This is a genomic window from Bradyrhizobium iriomotense, assembly GCF_018130765.1.
GTDB lineage: Bacteria > Pseudomonadota > Alphaproteobacteria > Rhizobiales > Xanthobacteraceae > Bradyrhizobium > Bradyrhizobium iriomotense_A.
The window spans coordinates 1-16,541 of record NZ_JAFCJZ010000031.1 but is presented as its reverse complement, the minus strand read 5'-3'; the positions used below and the strand labels follow the sequence as shown (position 1 = coordinate 16,541).

At 62.8% G+C, this 16,541-nt stretch carries 16 protein-coding genes and 1 pseudogene; 13 read left to right on the top strand and 4 right to left on the bottom strand.

Annotated features, from left to right (window positions below; genetic code table 11):
- The first annotated feature begins 10 nt into the window (after positions 1–10).
- Entirely contained in the window at positions 11–712 is a 702-nt protein-coding gene (locus JQ635_RS35435; protein ID WP_211414399.1) for an HpcH/HpaI aldolase family protein, read from the top strand.
- Positions 713–772: 60 nt separating this feature from the next.
- Here JQ635_RS35435 and JQ635_RS35430 read toward each other — a convergent pair whose 3' ends face one another.
- Together JQ635_RS35430 and JQ635_RS35425 are read right to left on the bottom strand one after the other, a co-directional pair.
- A complete protein-coding gene (locus JQ635_RS35430) occupies positions 773–1,648 on the bottom strand; it encodes a polysaccharide deacetylase family protein (protein WP_211414398.1) in 876 nt (291 codons plus the stop codon).
- Positions 1,649–1,653: 5 nt separating this feature from the next.
- Entirely contained in the window at positions 1,654–2,760 is a 1,107-nt protein-coding gene (locus JQ635_RS35425) for an LLM class flavin-dependent oxidoreductase (protein WP_211414397.1), read from the bottom strand.
- A 173-nt stretch (positions 2,761–2,933) separates the two neighbouring features.
- Between JQ635_RS35425 and JQ635_RS35420 the strand changes: the two genes are divergently transcribed.
- The 8 genes from JQ635_RS35420 to JQ635_RS35385 all read left to right on the top strand — a co-directional run bounded on the left by JQ635_RS35420 (position 2,934) and on the right by JQ635_RS35385 (position 11,451).
- Entirely contained in the window at positions 2,934–3,815 is an 882-nt protein-coding gene (locus tag JQ635_RS35420) for an FAD binding domain-containing protein (RefSeq protein ID WP_211414446.1), read from the top strand.
- Complete coding sequence (locus tag JQ635_RS35415) at positions 3,812–4,297, top strand: (2Fe-2S)-binding protein (protein WP_211414396.1); 486 nt, start codon at positions 3,812–3,814, stop codon at positions 4,295–4,297. The genes JQ635_RS35420 and JQ635_RS35415 overlap by 4 nt, the downstream gene beginning before the upstream one ends.
- Positions 4,294–6,687, top strand: a complete 2,394-nt coding sequence (locus tag JQ635_RS35410) for a xanthine dehydrogenase family protein molybdopterin-binding subunit (protein ID WP_211414395.1) — start codon at positions 4,294–4,296, stop codon at positions 6,685–6,687. Before JQ635_RS35415 ends, JQ635_RS35410 begins: the two co-directional genes overlap by 4 nt.
- A 68-nt stretch (positions 6,688–6,755) precedes the next feature.
- Entirely contained in the window at positions 6,756–8,039 is a 1,284-nt protein-coding gene (locus JQ635_RS35405) for an amino acid ABC transporter substrate-binding protein (RefSeq protein WP_211414394.1), read from the top strand.
- Positions 8,040–8,149: 110 nt separating this feature from the next.
- Positions 8,150–9,031, top strand: a complete 882-nt coding sequence (locus JQ635_RS35400; protein WP_211414393.1) for a branched-chain amino acid ABC transporter permease — start codon at positions 8,150–8,152, stop codon at positions 9,029–9,031.
- Positions 9,028–9,987 carry a branched-chain amino acid ABC transporter permease gene (locus tag JQ635_RS35395; RefSeq protein WP_211414392.1) on the top strand — a complete coding sequence of 320 codons (960 nt, stop codon included), beginning with the start codon at positions 9,028–9,030 and terminating at the stop codon, positions 9,985–9,987. The genes JQ635_RS35400 and JQ635_RS35395 overlap by 4 nt, the downstream gene beginning before the upstream one ends.
- Positions 9,984–10,724 carry an ABC transporter ATP-binding protein gene (locus tag JQ635_RS35390; RefSeq protein ID WP_211414391.1) on the top strand — a complete coding sequence of 247 codons (741 nt, stop codon included), beginning with the start codon at positions 9,984–9,986 and terminating at the stop codon, positions 10,722–10,724. Before JQ635_RS35395 ends, JQ635_RS35390 begins: the two co-directional genes overlap by 4 nt.
- A 37-nt stretch (positions 10,725–10,761) precedes the next feature.
- Positions 10,762–11,451 carry an ABC transporter ATP-binding protein gene (locus JQ635_RS35385; protein WP_349631898.1) on the top strand — a complete coding sequence of 230 codons (690 nt, stop codon included), beginning with the start codon at positions 10,762–10,764 and terminating at the stop codon, positions 11,449–11,451.
- Positions 11,452–11,780: 329 nt separating this feature from the next.
- On the opposite strand, the gene JQ635_RS35380 is transcribed toward JQ635_RS35385, so the two are convergent.
- A complete protein-coding gene (locus JQ635_RS35380) occupies positions 11,781–12,617 on the bottom strand; it encodes a xanthine dehydrogenase (protein WP_211414445.1) in 837 nt (278 codons plus the stop codon).
- 324 nt (positions 12,618–12,941) lie between these two features.
- Here JQ635_RS35380 and JQ635_RS35375 point away from each other — a divergent pair, with 324 nt between their 5' ends.
- Positions 12,942–13,781 (top strand): SDR family NAD(P)-dependent oxidoreductase, encoded by an 840-nt coding sequence (locus JQ635_RS35375; protein WP_433996591.1) that lies wholly within the window; start codon positions 12,942–12,944, stop codon positions 13,779–13,781.
- Here the strand turns inward: JQ635_RS35375 and JQ635_RS35370 are convergent, their stop codons facing one another.
- Positions 13,782–14,045 carry a hypothetical protein gene (locus tag JQ635_RS35370; RefSeq protein ID WP_211414389.1) on the bottom strand — a complete coding sequence of 88 codons (264 nt, stop codon included), beginning with the start codon at positions 14,043–14,045 and terminating at the stop codon, positions 13,782–13,784.
- Between JQ635_RS35370 and nifA the strand changes: the two genes are divergently transcribed.
- From nifA to JQ635_RS35355, 3 genes and pseudogenes are all read left to right on the top strand, one after another.
- Positions 14,037–15,767: a nif-specific transcriptional activator NifA gene (gene nifA / locus JQ635_RS35365; protein ID WP_211414388.1), complete on the top strand. Its 1,731-nt coding sequence runs from the start codon at positions 14,037–14,039 to the stop codon at positions 15,765–15,767. The genes JQ635_RS35370 and nifA overlap by 9 nt on opposite strands.
- 146 nt (positions 15,768–15,913) lie before the next feature.
- Entirely contained in the window at positions 15,914–16,108 is a 195-nt protein-coding gene (locus JQ635_RS35360; protein ID WP_211414387.1) for a 4Fe-4S dicluster domain-containing protein, read from the top strand.
- Between the two features lie 206 nt (positions 16,109–16,314).
- Positions 16,315–16,541: pseudogene (locus JQ635_RS35355) on the top strand (Fe-S cluster assembly protein SufB); the annotation flags it as partial.

Below are 16,541 nucleotides of genomic sequence, written 5' to 3'. Positions count from 1 at the left end.
GAAGGATTCCATGAACGGAGCCAAGTTGCGCGAGCGCCTCGCCAAGGGCGAGGCGGTCACCATGTTCACGCCGCATCACGCCTCATCGGGATTGGCGGTCCGGCTGGTCGAGCTCGGTGCGGACGCCATCTTCGTCGATTGCGAGCACGGCACCTGGAGTTTCGAGGACGTGCGTGTGACCGCGCAGGCCATCCGAGGTGCCGGCGGCGCCGCGATCGTTCGCCCGCATTCCCATGAACGGCCGGTGCTGATCCGCTATCTCAACGCCGGCGCCGACGGCCTGATGGTGCCGATGGTCGATAGCGCGGAGCAGGCGAGGGCCATCGTCGATGCGGTGCGCTACGCCTGTCCCGCTGATTACGAGAAGCGGCTTGTCATCGCCATGATCGAGACGCCAAAGGCGATCGACGACATCGACGCGCTGCTCGCAGTCGAAGGCATCGATGTTTTCTTCATCGGGCCCGGTGACCTCTCGCAGAACATGGGCTATCCGCCGGCGCCGCCCTTCGGGCAGCCGCGGCCGCAGGCCGTCACCGAGCGGGTCGATCTTGCGGTCAAGAAGATCCGTGCCGCGGGCAAGATCGCTGGGACGCTCGTGACATCCGACGAACTGCCGTTCTGGCTCGAGCGGGGCGTCAAATATTTCTACATCCATTCTGACCCGTTCCTGCGGATCGGTTTGGCCGGCATCAAGAAAGCGCTTGGACGGTGATTTCAGCCGGGCAGCGCGCGCGGATGGCGATTCATCCCGGCGACGGTAAATAGATCAGCGCTATTTCCCCGACATTTCGGCGCGGTACCAGTCGCCGATTTCGCTTGCGGTCATCAGGGCGACGCCATCATGGCAAATGACATGATCGAGTAGCGCCTCCAGATATTTGATCCGGTGCGGCACGCCGGTGATGTAAGGATGGATCGAGATCGCCATCACCCGCGCATTATCGGCGCCTTCGAGATAAAGGCGGTCGAACTGGTCGGTGCAGCGCTTCAAAAACTGCTCGGACGGCAAATGCTGCAGCGCATGGATGACAATGTCGTTGGTCTCCACCGAATAGGGGATGGTGGTGATGGTGCCGTGGGGCGTGGCGATCTCCTGCGGCAAATCGTCGATCACCCAGTCTGCGACATATTCGATGCCGTTGAGGCGGAGCAGGTCGAGCGTGGCCTCAGTCTCGGTGAGGCCCGGGCTCTCCCATGAGCGCGGCGGCTTGCCGGCGAACTTGGCGATGGTGTCGACCGCGCGCTTGATCGCGTCGGCCTGGTTGTCGAGCTTGTGCATCGGCCCCTGCAGGAAGCCGTGGCCCATGAACTCGAACCCGGCTTCGAGCGCGGCGGAGGCGACGCGGGGATAGGAGTTGCAGACATTGCCGTTGATCGCGAGCGTCACCGGGATGTTGCGCTCGGTGAGTGCCTTGAACTGGCGCCAGAAACCCGCGCGCATGCCGTATTCATGCCACGACCAGTTCGGCACGTCCGGCAACAGCGGCTGGCCCATCGGAGGCGACAGCACAGTACGAGGCATGGCGTTTTCGATCCGCCATTCCTCGACATTGAGGATGACCCAGACGGCGAGACGCTTGCCGCCGGGCAGCTTGAGCTTCGGGCGGTCGACCTGCGCCAGATAGGGGATGCGATCGGAGAGAGCCATCGCGTTCAACCTGCGGCGTCTCGGCTTCGGGCAGAGGCGGCGTTGACGCGTGGCATGACTTGCTCGGCCATCAGGATCATGGAGCGGCGGCCGGCCTCGCGGTCGCGCCAGTCCTTGCCGGCGTAGAGGAGCGTGCCGAAGGTGCCGACGTCCTCCTGGAAAGCCAGCAACTGGTCGGCAACGCTCTCCGGTGTGCCGTAGATGATGAGCTTTTCGCAGATCGACTCCAGCGTCACCTCATCGTCGGGCTGGTCGCGCCGGGTCTTGAACAGCTCGATGCGGCCACTCCGCTTCAGCTTGGTGAAGAGTGAGCGATAGTAGTAGACATAGGGTCCGTTTGGATCGGTGGCGTAGGCCTTCGCGGTAGCGGCGTCCTTGGCGACGAACACGCTTTTGGCCACGCGCCAGTTGGCGGGATCGGCCGGACGGCCGGCGCGCTCACAGCCCTCGACATATCTCGGCCAGTGGCTCTTCACCCATGCCGGCATCAGGAAGTTGGCGGAAATCGGTTCCCAGCCGCGCGCGGCCGCCTCGGTCACGCCCTTGGAGAAGGGCGCGACCGCAGTAACCACGATCGGCGGATGCGGACGCTGCAGCGGCTTTGCGATGAAGCCCTGACCGATGTCCTCGATCAGGGTTTTTTCGATCGAGATGTTCCAGTATTTGCCCGCAAGATGATAGGGCGGCTTGCCCTCCCAGATTGCCAGCACCTGGTTGATCGCCTCCAGGAACATCGCATTGCGATCGGCCTCGAGATTGCCAAACAGCTCGGCGTCCGACAGCAGGCCGCCCGGGCTGATGCCGAAGATCAGCCGGCCATCGAGCATGTGGTCGAGCATTGCGATGGAGGCGGCAATTGCAGCCGGATGGCTGTTCGGCATGTTGACCGTGCCGGTGCCGAGCTTGATCTGCTTGGTCGCGGCGGCAAGCCAGGCGATGAAAGCGACGCAGGACGTGATGTTTTCGGCGCGGTCGGTGACGTGCTCGCCGACATAGGCTTCCGAAAATCCCAGTTCGTCGGCCAGCAGGAAGGCTTCCCGGTCCTCCTTCAGGGATTGCCGCCAATCCTTGTCCAGGGGATGGATCGGCATCGTGAAGAACCCAAGCTTCATGATTGCTGTGCCTCCCCGAGCTGTTCTTGTTGGCGGGAGCGTGCGTCGGCCAGTCGATCAAGGCAAGTCCGAAAGTCGAAAAGACTGCGAAATCTAGTCGCTTGACCTTCGAAAAGTCCCACCCTCTAATCCCCCAAAAGCAGAAAAGCAGGACCGGGGAGGGGCTTGCCCGAATGAAAGCCGCGGCTTTCGCCTACGCACGCGCGACCAGCGTTGCCAATGCGCTGGAGCTGCTTGCCGTGCACGGAGAAAAAGCGAGGGTGCTTTCGGGCGGGCAAAGCCTGATCCCCGCGATGAATCTGCGGCTGGTTGCACCGGACGTGATCGTCGATATCGGCGAACTCGCCGAATTGCGCGGGATCGCGGTCAAGGGCGAAACACTGGTCATTGGCGCTCTGACCCGGCATGCCGATCTGCTGAAATCATCCGACATTGTGAAATGCGCGCCGCTGCTCGGGGCGGCCGCGGCGCATGTCGCGCACCCCGCCATTCGCAACCGGGGGACCATCGGCGGTAGCCTTGCGCAGGCCGATCCGGCATCCGAACTGCCCGCCTGCATGCTGGCGCTGGGTGCGTCGATCGTCGTCCACGGCCCCGGCGGCGAGCGGCGGATTGCTGCAGAGGATTTTTTCACCGGCATCTACGAGACGCAGCTCGCACCGCAGGACCTGCTGGTCGCCATCGAACTGCCAGTCGCCCGTACCGGCTCGGCGCATTTTTTCCAGGAGTTTGCGCGACGGCATGGCGACTATGCGATCGTCGGCCTTGCGGCGCAGGCAGTGCTGCAGGGCGATCGGTTCGCCGACCTCCGGCTCGGCTATTTCGCTGTCGGCGACAAGCCCGTCCTGGCGAAGGCCGCCGGCAAACTGGCTGGCGTTGCAATCACGCCCGCACTGCTGGCCGAGGCCTCCGACGCGCTTTCCCATGAGCTTGACCCGCATGAGGATCAGCAGGCAACGCCCGCAATGCGCCGGCATCTCGCAAGAGTGTTGCTGGCGCGCTGCGTCGCTTCGCTCCTGAACCGTCCCGATCTCAACATCGGAGGACGTGCGTGACGGCTCCAGTGACCATCTCAGTCACGGTCAACGGCGAGCGCGTGGAAGCGCATGTCTTGCCGCGACTCCATCTTGCGGATTTCCTGCGCGAGCATCTGAAACTGACGGGCACGCATCTCGGATGCGAGCATGGTGTATGCGGAGCTTGCACGGTGCGCGTCGGCGGCGAGATTGTGCGCTCCTGCCTGATGCTGGCGGTGCAGGCGAATGGCGCCGTGGTCGAGACGATCGAGGGCCTGTCCGACTCCGGCGAGATCGCCGATTTGCAGGCGGCGTTTCGTGACCGCAATGCGCTGCAATGCGGCTTCTGCACGCCGGGCATGCTGATGGCGGCGCAGGATCTGTTGCGCGAGAACCCAGCGCCCGCTCGCGAGGAGATCCGCGAGCATCTCTCGGGCAATTACTGCCGCTGCACCGGCTATCACGCCATCATCGACGCGATCGAGACGACCGCGCGGGCGCGGATGGAGCTGAAGGCATGAGCCCGGTCCGCAGCAATCCCGAAAGGCTGTCGGTCCTGGATCGGCCGAACTCCTATATCGGCAAGACGGTGCCGCGGCCGAATCTCGACCGGCTGCTGCAGGGCCGCGGCAGCTATGTCAGCGACATGGAGCTGCCGCGGATGGCGCATGTCGTATTCTTGCGCTCGCCGTATGCGCATGCGGAGATCGTGAGCATCGACGCCGCCGCCGCAAGGCGGATGCCGGGCGTGGTCGCGGTTGTCACGGGCAAAGAGCTTGCGGACGTCATCACGCCCTGGATCGGCGTGCTCTCCCATCTCAAGGGCCTCAAATCCGCGCCACAATCGGCGATCGCAGTCGACCGGGTCTGCTGGCAGGGCGAGGCGGTGGCCGCCATCGTGGCGACGAGCCGGGTGGCGGCTGAGGATGCCGCTGAGCACGTTGCGGTCGAGTATAGGGAACTCGAAGCCGTCACCGACATGCGCACGGCGCTCGATCCGGCGACACCGGTCATCCATGCTTCGCTTGGCGACAATCTGGCGTTCGAACGCGTCCTCGACGCAGGCGCCGTGGATCAAGCCTTTGCCGGTTCCGATGTGGTGGTCGAGGCCGAATTCATCTTCGGTCGCCACACCGGCGTGACGCTGGAGCCGCGTTCGGTCGTTGCCGACTGGGATGCTGCTGAAGCGCGGCTCACGATCTATCAGGGGACGCAGGCCCCGCATATGGTGCAGAACATCGCGGCACTGCATCTGGGTTTGCGAGAGTCGCAGGTTCGCGTCGTCTGCAAGGATGTCGGCGGCTCGTTTGGCATCAAGGTGCACATCTACGCCGACGAGATGGCGACTTATGCGCTGGCCAAGCTGCTGCGTCGGCCGATAAAATTCGTCGCCGACCGCGTCGAGAGTTTCAATACCGACATTCACGCCCGCGACCATCGCTGCAGGGGAAAGATCGGCGTCAGGCGCGACGGCGCCATCACGGCGTTCGAGATCGACGATCTTACCGGCATCGGGCCTTATTCGATGTACCCGCGCACGAGCGCGATCGAGGCCAACCAGGTCGTCAACCTCGTCGGCGGCGCCTACACCACCGAGAACTATCGCGCACGGGCGCGGGTGGTGTTTCAGAACAAGAACGTGATGTGCCAGTACCGCGCAGTCGGCCATCCCATCGCCTGTTCGGTGACTGAGGGATTGGTCGATCTCGCCGCCATGAAGATCGGTATGGATCCGGTGGAAATCCGCCGCCGCAATCTCATTGCTGACGACGCCTATCCCTGCGCCTCGCCGTCGGGGCTGCGGTTCGAGCAATTGTCGCACCACGCGTCGCTGGCCAAGATCGTCGAGATGATGAACTATGAAGCGCTGCGCGCCGAGCAGGTGGCCTTGCGCAAGCAGGGCATTCATCGCGGTATCGGCATCGCGAGCTTTATCGAAGTCACCAATCCCAGCGCTGCGTTCTACGGCGTCGGAGGGGCCAAGATTTCGTCGCAGGACGGCGTGGCGGTGCGGCTGGATGCGCAAGGCTCGGTGATCTGCCAGACCAGCATCACCGAGCAGGGGCAGGGTTCGCAGTCGCTCACGGCGCAGATCGTGGGCAGCGTCCTCGGTGTTTCCATGGATCGCGTTCGCGTCATCCTCGGTGATACCGACATGACGCCCTACGGCGGCGGCACCTGGGCTTCGCGCGGCGCCGGCATTGGCGGCGAGGCGGCGCTGCAGGCGACGAAGATCTTGCGCAAGAATATCCTCGATGTGGCCGCTGTCATTCTGCAATCGACCCCGGCCGAACTCGATATCATCGACAATGCCGTGGTCAATATTGGCGATGGCGCGCCGCGCATCGAACTCGATGAGCTTGCGCGCATCGTCTATTTCCGTCCCGACACCCTGCCGCCGGGTATCCAGCCCGAACTGATGGCGACAAGGCACTATGTGCCCCGTGAATATCCTTTCGCCTTTACCAATGGCGTTCAAGCCGCCTGGGTCGAAGTCGATACCGACACCGGTTTCGTCAAGTTGCTCAAGCACTGGGTGGTCGAGGATTGCGGCACCATCATCAATCCGCAGCTGGTCGATGAGCAGATCAGAGGTGGGGTGGTGCAGGGGCTTGGTGCGGCGCTGTTTGAAAAGTGCGCCTATGACGACCGGGGACAGCTGACCAATGCCAACATGGCCGATTACCTGGTGCCGATGTCCGGCGAAATGCCTGACATCGACGTGGGCCACGTCGTCTCGCCGACGCGCGAGTCCGAGCTCGGCGCCAAGGGCGCGGGCGAGGCCGGTACCGCAGGGGCGGCGGCGGCAGTGGCCAACGCGGTCAACGACGCGCTCCAACCGTTCGGGACAACAATTACCGAGATTCCCCTGACACCGCAGGTTATCCTGACGGCCTTGGGACGGATCTGACGAGGGACGCTGCCGCAAAACCAATACAATCACATCAAGCAACAACGACCCAGGGGAGAGAAGTGCCAATGTCGAAGAAGGTCTCCAAGCCAGGATCGATTTCCCGCCGCCGCCTGCTGGCGACGGCCGGCGCGGCGCTTGCTGCCACGCCGCTCGGCGTCAAGTTGGTGCAGGGGCAGCAGACGCCGATCAGGATCGGCATGAGCATGCCGCAAACCGGCGGTCTCGCGGGCGGCGGCAAGGCCTCGCTGCTCGGCATCGAGATCTGGCGCGACGACGTCAATGCCAAGGGCGGGCTGCTCGGAGGCCGCAAGATCGAACTCGTCGTCTATGACGACAAGTCTAGCGCGTCGGAGACGCCGGCGATCTATTCGAAGCTGATCGATGTCGACAAGGTCGATCTCCTGTTCGCGCCCTATGCGACCGTGCCGACGGCGCCGATCATGCCGATGGTCAAGCAGCGTGGGCTTCTGCTGATTGGTAACTTCTCCTTCCAGGTCAACAGCAAGGTCGGCCACGACATGTGGTTCAACAATGCGCCGTGGGGGCCGGCCGACAGCTGGGCGACGTCGTTCCTCGATATCGGTCAGAGAGCCGGCGGCAAATCCATGGCGTTGTTGGCCGCCGACCAGGAATTCGCCCAGAATCTGGCGAAGACCGCGCGTGAAGTCGCAGCGAAGCGCAACCTGCCGATCGTATTCGACCAGGCCTATCCGCCGAACACGGTGGAATTCTCCAGCATCATCCGCGCGCTCAAGGCGGCCAAGCCCGACATCGTCTATGTCGCGTCTTATCCGCCGGACTCGGCGGGCATCCTGCGCGCCGTGAACGAGATCGGGATCGGCGACAATGTCAAGGTTTTCGGCGGCGGCATGGTCGGCCTGCAGTTCGGCGCCGTGATGGAGAATATGGGCTCGCTCCTCAACGGCGTCGTCAACTACAACACATGGCTGCCCGAAAAGAGCATGTATTTCGAGGGAACCAAGGAGTTCTTCGACAAGTACACAAAGCGCGCCGTCGAAGCCAAGATCGATCCGCTCGGTTACTATCTGGCGCCGTTCGGCTATGCCAGCGGCCAGCTCATCGAGCAGGCAATCAACGCAGCGGGGTCGCTGGAGCAGAAGGCACTCGCAAAATATCTGCGTGAAAACACGCACAAGACCATCGTCGGTTCGATCGCGTTTTCGCCTGATGGCGAGCGCAAGGAAACCGCGGTGCTGCAGGCCCAGTTCCGCGGCGTCGTTGACAAGAACATGGAGCAGTTCCGTAGCTCGGGCAGGCAGGTGATCCTGTTCCCGGAGAACCTGAAATCCGGCGAGTTGGTTGCTCCGTTTGAGGCAGCGCGGAAATAAACCGGATATCGCGAAGGCGGCCCGGGAAAGATCGTCCGGGGCAAGGGACCGGATACCCTGTACGAGCTGACCGGAGAAACGGGCTCAAGGCGGGTCAAGGGGGGCCTCAATTGTTTTCATTTGATCTGCTGCTCGATGCGGTCGTGATCGGGGTGCTGCTTGGCTGCTTCTACGGCGCGGTCAGCCTCGGATTGTCCGTGTCGTTCGGCCTTCTTGACGTGCCCCATGTGGCCCATCCGGCGTTCCTGGTGCTGGCGTCCTACGCGGTGTATTTCCTTAACGAGCATTATGCCGTTGATCCGCTGCTCGCCGGGCTGCTGATCACGCCGGTATTCTTCCTGCTTGGGCTTGTGGCCTATCGCCTGTACTACGAAACGTTCGAGAAGCGAGGCAGCGATGCCGCCGTGCGCGGCATCGCCTTCTTCTTTGGCGTTGCCTTCATCATTGAAGTGCTGATCATCCTGCAATTCGGCGTCGATCAGCGCTCCGTCACCGCCGATTATATCGGCAGGGCGTGGCGGCTCGGCGATATCCGCATTCCGTACCGGCTCCTGGTCGCCTTTGCTGTCGCAACGGCGCTGACCGTCCTGCTCACGCTGTATTTGTCGCGGACCTTCATGGGACGTGCCATTCGCGCGGTCGCGCAGGACCAGGAGGCGTTACGGTTGATGGGCGCCAACCCGATCAAGATCAAGCAGTGGGCATTCGGCATCGCCACCGCTGTGCTCGGGATCGCCGGCGCTCTGCTCATCATCGTCGCCCCTGTCGATCCCACGCTCGACCGCGCCTATATTGGGCGCACATTCTGCGTCGTTGTGATGGCGGGGCTCGGCAGCATGGGCGGCACGCTCGTCGCCGCCATCATTCTCGGTGTCGCCGAGACGATTGTGCTCACCATGTTCGGCGCCTCCTGGGCGCCGGCGATTTCCTTTGCGATGTTGCTCGGCGTTCTCGCCGTACGGCCGCAGGGCCTGTTTGGCAGGCGATCATGACGCGCAACAGCATTGCTTTCTGGACCGGGGCGACCGTCTTTCTCGTCGCCGTCTTTGTGATGACACAGGTCGTCGGCAACCAGTATCCATTCTTTGCCGGCTACGTCATCTTGCAGTTCATCGCGCTTGCCGTCGCATGGAGTATTCTTGGCGGTTATGCGGGTTATGTGAATTTCGGCACCAGCGCGTTTTTCGGCGTTGGCGTCTATGCTGCGGTATTCCTGGTCAAGGCCTTTAGCGCGCCGCTTCCCCTGCAGATCCTGGCTGGCGCCGCGATCGGGGCGCTGATGGGGTTTGCGCTCGGTCTCCTGACGCTTCGCATGCAGGGCATTTTCTTTTCGATCGCGACGATTGCGCTGACGATCATCATCGAGACGACGATAACGAACTGGCGATACGTCGGTGGAGCTGCGGGCATCCAGATCCAACGGCCGGCGGTGACGGCGCCATTCGACAACTATGTACAGATGCTGTTCTTCGTCCAAGCCCTCCTCGTGGTTCTGGCGGTTGCGATCTCGCGCTACATCCAGAACTCGTGGATCGGCCGCGGCCTGCAGGCACTGAGGGACGACGAACTTGCGGCCGAATGCACGGGCGTGCCGACCTTGCGATTGAAGCTGCTCGCTTGCGTGATCTCGGGGGCGCTGATGTGTGCCGTCGGCGCGCCAACGGCGATGTATCTGCAATATGCGGATCCCGCGTCCGCGTTCAATCTCAACTACTCCGTCACGACACTCGCGATGTCTCTGATCGGCGGAACCGCGCATTGGTCCGGGCCGATCATCGGCGCGATCCTGCTCGGCACAACGCAGCAATTGCTGACGGTAACGATCTCCTCGGAGATCAATGTGCTGGTGCTGGGTTTGATGCTGGTGCTGTTTGTGGTGGGCGCCCCGGAGGGCATCATCGGCCTGATCCGCAAGCTGCGCGATGGCCGCAAGGAGGGTGAGGTATGACGCTCTCCGGCGCCCAGTCGCCCCTGCTGCGGATTTCGTCGCTCACCAAGCGCTTCGGCGGGTTCACGGCGCTCCGCGATGTCAGCGTCGACATTCGGCCCGGCGAACGGTTCGGCCTGATCGGTCCGAACGGCTCGGGCAAGACCACGCTGATCAACTGCATTTCCGGTGCGTTCCGCACCGAACCCGGCACCATCCTGTTTCGCGATGAGGACATCACGCTGTTGCAGCCGCATTTGCGTACCCGCCGCGGCATCGCTCGCAGCTTTCAGATTCCGCGACCGTTCAGGAGCATGACGGTCGCCGAAAATCTCATGGTCGCACTCGATTTCGCCGCGCACGAGCACGTCTCGGTGGCGCAGCGGCGAGACACCATGATGTCGATCCTCGATCAAATGGGCCTTGGCTCGAAGGCCAACGTCTCGGCCACGCAGCTTAGTCAGGTGGAATTGCGCAAAATGGAACTTGCGCGTGCAATGGCGACGCATCCGAAGCTCCTGATTTCGGACGAGGCCATGGCAGGCCTTTCCACCTCGGAAGTCGACGAAGTGCTTGATCTGCTGTTGAGCCTCGCAAGCCGGGACATCACCATCATCATGATCGAGCATATCATGCAGGCCGTGATGCGCTTCTCCGAACGCGTCATGTGTCTTGACGCCGGACGGATCATCGCGATAGGCACGCCATCCGAAGTCATGGCAAACCAGCGCGTGCAGGAGGCTTACCTTGGCACTTAGCCTTGCCATCAATGATCTTGATGCGGGTTACGGCGCCGTGAAGGCGTTGCGCGGCGTTTCGCTCCATGTCGAGGCCGGCGAGACCGTTGCCTTGCTCGGCACCAACGGCAACGGCAAGAGCACGATGATGAAGTGCATCGCGGGCCTGGTGCGGCCGCAACGTGGCGCCATATCGCTGACGATCGACGGAACGGCGCACGATTTGTCCCGTCTGTCGACCGAAGACATCGTCGAGCTCGGCGTAGCGATGGTTCCAGAGGGGCGTCGTTTGTTCCCACGGCTGACCGTGCTCGAGAACCTGATGCTCGGCGCGTTCCGTAAGGCAGCCCGGCGCAGTATCGACCGTAATCTTGCGGTCGCTTTCGAAGCATTTCCCGTCCTCAAGGAGCGGCAGGCGCAGCTCGCGGGCACGATGTCGGGCGGACAACAGCAGATGCTGGCGATTGCGCGTGCCCTGATGTCGTCGCCACGCTTGTTGTTGGTTGACGAACCTTCGGTGGGACTCTCGCCGCTACTGGTCTCGCAGACCATCACCAAGATCGGCGAGCTCAATCAGAACCTCGGTCTGACCGTGCTGATGGCGGAGCAGAACTTCAATCAAGCGATCCGGATCGCGAGCCGCGGCTATATCATTGTGCATGGTGAAATCGTCGTGGCGGCCGCTTCGGTCGACGAGTTGAGGGGCAACGATATCGTCAAGCGGCTCTATCTTGGCAGCGTCGCGTGATTGAGAGCGCGACCGGTCACGTTAGACGCTTTGTCGTCGGATGTCACGTGGCCGGATTGATGGGCGCCTTTTCCATCGTCTCTACCATCTTCACTCCACTCGTTCCAAACCCTGCCCGGTGCGAACCGCGATGACTTCGAGGTCCTCCGAATATCGCGCGCGACGAGCCGGCCGCTCCTCGAGAATCCGCTTTACGGAATGGGAGCATAGTCCGCACCGGACGGTGCAGCCGAGGCAGCCGTAGACCTGTGCAGCCGAGCAAAGCTCGCCGTCGGTCGATGCCACACCCCTGATGTCGTGATCGCTGATGACGTTGCAGGAACAGACGATCATGCCGGATTCCATTGTGAGATCCGTCGGCCGGCGTGGAGCCTGACGGCGGCTGTTGTCGCGTGGGCGATGGTGCGCCCGCGGCCGTCCGTTCCGGTCCACTGGGCATCGCGCCCGCGCGGGTCGATCTCCAGTAGTTTGACGCCGACCGGAATTTCGCTGCCGTCGCGGGCGATGCCGCGCAGAACCCCGTCACGCGGCGCGAGCACCGGAATGCCGGAGAGATGGCCAAGCACGAGATCCTTGTAGACGCGGGTGCCGATCTCGATCGGTGTGTGCCAACGGCCCGCGAATTGCGAGTAGACGAAGCGTTCCGCGCCGACATCACCGAGCGTGCTTGCGACGCCGTCGGCGGCGTCGGTCCAGCGCCGCTCGCCTACAAGCCCGATCCTGCCGGGGCGGGTCTCCACCGCGACATCGCAATTGAAGTGTGACGAGAATCCGGGGCCGAGCCCAATGGTCAGCCGGGCGAGCCGCCTGAGGTCGGGCGTGATCCGACGCTTCTGAAGACGTGCATCGATGAGGAGGTCAATGTGGCGGACGGGAAGCAGGTCGAGCAGACCGAGCCAGGTGACCAGGATTCGCGCCGGCCGGCGCAGGGCCTGGTAGACCTGCATGCCGTCGTCCACGCGTTCGGCAACGATGTCCTCAAGTTGAGCGGTGTCGGTGAAGAGGGCGTCGTGGAAGGCCATCTTGCGGCGGATCACCGGCGGGTCCGGATCGTGAGACAGGACCACACAATATCCTGCGCGCATGAGCTGGATGCCGATCGCGGAAGCGATCTCATTGGTGCCGAGGATAACAGCAAAGAGTCGTTGGTCGTTCGGCTGGGGCATTTGAAACCACGTTTGCAGGAAAAGTGCAGCAAGACAGGGCGCGAATGAACGTTGAAACGGGAAGAGCAAGAGCCGGGCCATTTGGAACGATTGAAAAACGGCTCTCAACTGCTGATCAACCTTCAGGAAGAAGGAGCGCACCGGGACGGTCGTGTTTGGTCCGAAACTCTACGCGTCCCTGTTGCAAATCTTTCAACGTGTCGCGAAGCTGACATCCGGTCGCAAAAACTGTGGTGATTAGCCGGCAAAGCGTGGCCCAAATCCTGCAAAGTTGCTCCTGTTGTCATCGTGCGGCGCCCGCCGGGGCGCGGTGAGGAGCTTTGCGTGACGCTCGATCTGCTGGACCTCGACGGCGCACGGGGCGACACGTCGGCACCCGATGTCGCGCTGTGCCCGTTTCACGGCGACAAGGCGCGCGCGCAACACGGCGCGCAGAAAACGCTCGTATTGACCGGTGCGTCGCGGGGTATCGGTCACGCGACGGGAAAGCTGTTTTCCGAAGCCGGCTGGCGGATCATCACCTGTTCCCGGCAACCATTTGATGGTGATCGATGCCCGTGGGATTCGGGGACGGACAACCATGTGCAGGTTGAATTGAGCGATCATCGCGCGTTGCCGCGCGCGGTCGCCGAGATCAAGGAGCGGCTCGACGGCCGGCCGCTGCATGCGCTGATCAACAACGCAGGTATTTCGCCCAAGGCCGTCGACGGCAGCCGGTTGAACTCGCTGACGACGCCGGTCGAGACCTGGATGAGCGTGTTCCACGTCAACCTGCTCGCGCCGATCCTGTTCGCTCAGGGCCTGGTCGACGAACTGAAGCTGGCATCCGGTTCGATCGTTAACGTCACCTCGATCGTCGGTTCCCGGGTGCACCCCTTTGCCGGCACGGCCTATGCGACGTCGAAGGCAGCCCTTGCGTGCCTGACCCGCGAGATGGCGCACGATTACGCGCCGTTCGGGATTCGCGTCAACGCAATCGCTCCCGGCGAGATCAAGACAGACATTCTGTCGCCGGAGACTGAAGCCCAGCTGGCACCGATCATCCCGCTGCACCGGGTCGGCACGCCGGACGAGGTCGCAAAGGTGATCTTCTTCCTGTGCTCCGACGCGGCCAGCTACGTCACAGGTGCGGAAGTACCGATCAACGGCGGGCAACACGTGTGATTACATGGCCGTCGCTAGCCACCAAAGAAACGTCGCCGATTTGCGCTGGATCAATGCGGAGATCGCGCTTTCGGGCGTGTCGCGCATTCCGACGGTAAATTCCGCGGGTCGGATGACAAAGCGTGCATATGTGATGGAATCTTTTTGCAGCGTTGCCGACAAGTTGAGCGCGACTCCCGACACGACATGAATGAGAATAAGACAAATTCCAAAGAAGGCTGCGGGGAGGATGTAACAGGCAACGGAGATTCCGTCATGCTGCACGCTGCTCCCATGGTTGAACGCCCGCAGGCCGATCAGATCGCGCCGATCGTGCCGCTGAACGAGATCGCACTGACCGGCATCTTCGAGATATCGAAGATATTGACGGCCCCGACCCGCCTGGAAACGACGCTCGCGAACGTCATCAACCTCTTGCAATCATTCCTCCAGATGCGTCACGGCGTTGTCGCGCTGCTCTCCGATGACGGCGTTCCCGATCTTGCGGTTGGCGCCGGATGGAGCGAGGGCAGCGACGAGCGTTATCGCGGGCGGTTGCCACAAAAGGCCGTGGACCAGATCGTTGCGACGGCGATGCCGCTGGTCGCGGAAAACATTGCCACCCATCCCGCCTTCAGTCCGTCGGACGTGGAGACTCTCGGGGCGTCGGAGACGACGCGTGTGTCGTTCATCGGTGTGCCTATCCGCATCGATGCCAAGGTCGTCGGCACGCTGACGATCGACCGTGTCTGGGACGAGCGGCCGTTGTACCGGCTCGATTCCGACGTGCGTCTGCTGACGATGATCGCCAATCTCGTCGGTCAGACCGTGAAACTGCACCGCGTCGTTGCGCAGGATCGCGAACGGCTGATGCATGAGAGCTACCGCCTCCAGAAGGAGCTGTCTGAGCTCAAGCCGACGCGCGATCGCCGGAAGGTCCATGTCGAAGGCATCATCGGCGACAGCCCGGCGCTGCGCGGGCTGCTCGACAAGATTGCTGTCGTGGCGAGGTCTAACTCGACGGTTCTGCTGCGCGGTGAATCCGGCACCGGCAAGGAGCTGATCGCCAAGGCCATTCATGAGCTATCGCCGCGGGCCAAGCGCCCGTTCATCAAGATCAACTGCGCGGCTCTGCCGGAATCAGTGCTGGAATCCGAGCTGTTTGGCCACGAAAAGGGGGCGTTTACCGGCGCGCTCAATTCACGGAAGGGGAGGTTCGAGCTCGCGGACAAGGGCACGTTATTCCTTGACGAGATCGGCGAGATTTCCGCCTCTTTCCAGGCCAAGCTGCTGCGGGTGCTCCAGGAGCAGGAGTTCGAGCGGGTCGGCGGCAACCAGACCATCAAGGTCGATGTTCGCGTCATTGCCGCGACCAACCGCAATCTCGAAGAGGCGGTGTCGCGCAACGAATTCCGCGCCGATCTCTATTACCGCATCAGCGTGGTGCCGATGCTGTTGCCGCCGCTGCGCGAGCGGCGCAGCGATATTCCGCTGCTCGCCAACGAGTTCCTGAAGAACTTCAACACCGAGAACGGCCGCGCGTTGAGCTTCGACCGGCACGCGATCGAGGTGTTGATGAGCTGCGGCTTCCCCGGCAACGTGCGAGAGCTCGAAAATTGCGTGCAGCGCACGGCGACGCTGGCGCCGGGACCGGAGATCGTCAGGAACGATTTCGCATGCTGTCATAGCCAGTGCCTGTCGGCCATGCTGTGGAACGGCGGCTCCGAAAGCGCGTCGCAGCGCTCCTTGCCGATTGTGCCGCTCTCCGTCCTTCCAGCCGCTGCCCCGCGCGAGACGGCTGTTGCCAGACCTCCGGCAAGCGCGGAGCCGGTAGCTTCCGCGTCGAGCGCTGCACTCACCGGCAGTGTGGCGGAGCGCGACCGCGTCATCGCTGCCATGGAGAAGTCCGGTTGGGTTCAGGCCAAGGCCGCGCGCCTGCTCGGCCTGACGCCGCGGCAAATCGGCTACGCGCTGAAAAAGCACGGCATCGAGGTCAAGCGGCTCTGACGGCGGCTGTCGCAGATGCGACATGCTGTTGGGGTCACGACAAGCCGCCTTGGGCAAATAGCCGTTGAATTTCCGACGTTTCCCGGTTGGCACGACGCTTGAAAGGAGATGTCCGACGACATCGTCTGCTCAAGGAGTCGGAACACATGTCCTACAAGATTGTCGCCTCGCAATGCACGGTTTGCGGAGCATGTGAGTTCGAGTGCCCGAACGCCGCGATCAGCCTCAAGCGCGACATGTACGTGATCGATCCGAAGAAGTGCACGGAGTGCGAAGGGCATTTCGACACGGCGCAATGCGCGGTCGTGTGTCCGGTGCCAGACACCTGCGTTCCGGCCTGAGGGGCAGGTCGATGACGCGGTCGAGGCCAGTACTCTGGATTTTGAACTTGGGCACGGGTATCCGCCGCTGTGTCGCGCAGATCGGCCGGTTGATGGTGAGCCCCGACCGGCATGTCACTCTGGTGATTGCGCGGGCTGCGAACCAGGCGCGCAGGCGGCCCATGATTGACGCGGTCGGACATGTCTCCTCGCGGACGGTGCGATAGATGGCGGCGGTTCAGGAAACCATCGAACGGGTCCGCGGCATCGACGTCGACCAGTATCGTTATGGGTTTGAGACCCTGATCGACTCCGAGAAGGCCCCCAAGGGGCTGTCGGAAGAGATCGTAAAATTCATCTCACAGAAAAAGAATGAGCCCGCCTGGATGCTCCAGTGGCGGCTCGAGGCGTATCGCCGTTGGCTGACCATGACGGAGCCGACCTGGGCGCGCGT

Coding starts and splice junctions, on each gene's coding strand:
- JQ635_RS35360 (WP_211414387.1), top strand. CDS start 15,914: ATGTCCTACAAGATTGTCGCCTCGCAATGCACGGTTTGCGGAGCATGT.
- JQ635_RS35420 (WP_211414446.1), top strand. CDS start 2,934: ATGAAAGCCGCGGCTTTCGCCTACGCACGCGCGACCAGCGTTGCCAAT.
- JQ635_RS35395 (WP_211414392.1), top strand. CDS start 9,028: ATGACGCGCAACAGCATTGCTTTCTGGACCGGGGCGACCGTCTTTCTC.
- JQ635_RS35425 (WP_211414397.1), bottom strand. CDS start 2,760: ATGAAGCTTGGGTTCTTCACGATGCCGATCCATCCCCTGGACAAGGAT.
- JQ635_RS35410 (WP_211414395.1), top strand. CDS start 4,294: ATGAGCCCGGTCCGCAGCAATCCCGAAAGGCTGTCGGTCCTGGATCGG.
- JQ635_RS35435 (WP_211414399.1), top strand. CDS start 11: ATGAACGGAGCCAAGTTGCGCGAGCGCCTCGCCAAGGGCGAGGCGGTC.
- JQ635_RS35430 (WP_211414398.1), bottom strand. CDS start 1,648: ATGGCTCTCTCCGATCGCATCCCCTATCTGGCGCAGGTCGACCGCCCG.
- JQ635_RS35380 (WP_211414445.1), bottom strand. CDS start 12,617: ATGCCCCAGCCGAACGACCAACGACTCTTTGCTGTTATCCTCGGCACC.
- JQ635_RS35390 (WP_211414391.1), top strand. CDS start 9,984: ATGACGCTCTCCGGCGCCCAGTCGCCCCTGCTGCGGATTTCGTCGCTC.
- JQ635_RS35405 (WP_211414394.1), top strand. CDS start 6,756: ATGTCGAAGAAGGTCTCCAAGCCAGGATCGATTTCCCGCCGCCGCCTG.
- nifA (WP_211414388.1), top strand. CDS start 14,037: ATGCTGCACGCTGCTCCCATGGTTGAACGCCCGCAGGCCGATCAGATC.